The 2,070-nt window shown below is 31.8% G+C and carries 2 protein-coding genes; both read right to left on the bottom strand.

Going from position 1 to position 2,070, the window contains the following annotated elements:
• Positions 1–122: 122 nt before the first annotated feature.
• Complete coding sequence (locus IP023_RS15695; RefSeq protein WP_241791352.1) at positions 123–311, bottom strand: hypothetical protein; 189 nt, start codon at positions 309–311, stop codon at positions 123–125.
• Positions 312–542: 231 nt separating this feature from the next.
• Complete coding sequence (locus IP023_RS15690; protein ID WP_241791351.1) at positions 543–1,322, bottom strand: tetratricopeptide repeat protein; 780 nt, start codon at positions 1,320–1,322, stop codon at positions 543–545.
• Positions 1,323–2,070: the final 748 nt, after the last annotated feature.

Below are 2,070 nucleotides of genomic sequence, written 5' to 3'. Positions count from 1 at the left end.
GACGCCAACAGAATTCCTGTTGAAATATGGAAAACTCTCTGAGTTTCCAACATTCCAACAGGATAACAATAGCAATTCTGATTGGAATTCTTTAGTTTTGAATGTAGCTAGTTAGGGTAAGATTACATCATCAATATTACATAAATAAAAAACAATTTTAAGTAAAAATCTATGTTGTCAGTAAGTAATTTAGAAATTCCAACTATTATTGCACCATTAAAAGCGATTAATGCAATATTTTTTGATTCTCCAAATTTTAACATTTCAAATGCGTGATTATATTGTTTTTCTAAATAATCAATGGTTTTCATTTATGTAAAGTTTTTTTAGGATTACGGCTAACGGGCCGCGGCTTGGCGATAGTGGCGGATGAGAAAGCCATAACTTCCAATTTTGCACTAACTTAAGCAACAGCTTTTTATTATTTACTAAATTATGAAAAAAGGAAATATAAAAAGCTGTTACGGCTAAAAATGCACGAACTTTCAATATTTCCCTTAAACCGCCATTTCGCCAAACCGATGTTATATGATGTGCTTGTTTTAAAGTGAATTTTTATAAAGTTCATCTACGTTAATTAGCTTTGTTCCTAAAAGATTTTCAGCGTCTTTTGGAGCATTTTCGATTTGAGATTTCGTGAGACTTTTTTCAAGTTCTTTTATTTCTTTTATAACCTCTTCTTGTTTTATAATACTAAAGTCAACTTTATATTCATTGTATATTAAATACCATAAATAACTTTGATAAATATCTTTTTCAAAATATTCACCATTTTTATAAAAATTAGCAAGCTCCAATCTTGCAGATGTAATATTTCCACTTTTTGAAAGATTCTCAGGATTTGGAAGTTTTGCTAATCTAATAATCCATTCTTTAAATTTCGAAATATCTGATTTTACTCCGTTGCCGATTAAATAACAATTCACAACATTCCACATACACGTTGCGTCATTATTGTTTGCACATTTCAGTGCGTATTCAAAAGCTTTTTCAGAGTTTTGTTCAATTCCTTGACCATTTCCATATGCCATCATCATTGCATAATGTCCGTCATTAAATCCGTTATCAGATGATTTTGAATACCATTTAATAGCATCTTGTTCATTTTTTTGAATTCCAATTCCTTCCTGTAAAAAGATAGCATAATTATATTGAGCTTCTGGATTTCCTAATTCAGCGGACTTTTTCACTAATGGAAGTGCTTCTTCAAATTTTCTTTCTTGGATTAATTGTTTGGATTTTAAATTCAGTTCTTCTGCTGATTGAGCAAAAGTGAAACTTGAAATAAAAAGTGGAAATAATAATATAGTGATTTTGTTCATTTGCGCAATTTAGGGAAGCATATCATATAACAACTTGTTTAGCGAAACGAATATACAAAAAGTTTCGCCAATCCATCTCTATATGCGTATTTCGGTAAATAAACAAAAAAAACACATAAGACACTATAAAACAAGAACTTAAAAATTAAAAAATATTGCATCACGAAACTGTTTTGCGTTATTCTGAATAAATACAATAATATAAAGCGAAGTATCTTATTTCGCAATTATAAAACCGTATTAATTATTTTAAAGACTTCTTCCTAACAATTACACATAAAACACTATTTACAACATATTGACATCGTGATTTCTAGGAAAATAACAGTGCTAAATAGGCAGGAAATGCATATAAAACAAAAAAGCTTAATCTTGCGATTAAGCTTTTGTTGGCGGAGAGCGAGGGAGTGGTTTAGCCACACAGACCCCAAACGCAACCCTAAACCTTCATGAATCGAACCCACCCAACCCTTCTGGCTCGAATCTTATCGTGATTTCTATGAAAATAACAGTGCTAGATAGGCAGGAAATGCATATAAAACAAAAAAGCTTAATCTTGCGATTAAGCTTTTGTTGGCGGAGAGCGAGGGAGTGGTTTAGCCACACAGACCCCAAACGCAGCCCTAAACCTTCATGAATCGAACCCACCCAACCCTTCTGGCTCGAATCTTATCGTGATTTCTAGGAAAATAACAGTGCTAGATAGGCAGGAAATGCATATAAAACAAAAAAGCTTAATCTTGCGATT

It is taken from the genome of Sphingobacterium rhinopitheci (genome assembly GCF_022627575.1).
Taxonomy (GTDB): Bacteria; Bacteroidota; Bacteroidia; order Sphingobacteriales; family Sphingobacteriaceae; genus Sphingobacterium; species Sphingobacterium rhinopitheci.
Note: the sequence above shows the minus strand (reverse complement) of the source record. Positions and strands in the feature narration are given on the sequence as shown.

What these genes read in the sequence shown, in the direction of transcription:
- IP023_RS15695 (WP_241791352.1), bottom strand. Translation starts at nt 311, where the DNA reads ATGAAAACCATTGATTATTTAGAAAAACAATATAATCACGCATTTGAA.
- IP023_RS15690 (WP_241791351.1), bottom strand. Translation starts at nt 1,322, where the DNA reads ATGAACAAAATCACTATATTATTATTTCCACTTTTTATTTCAAGTTTC.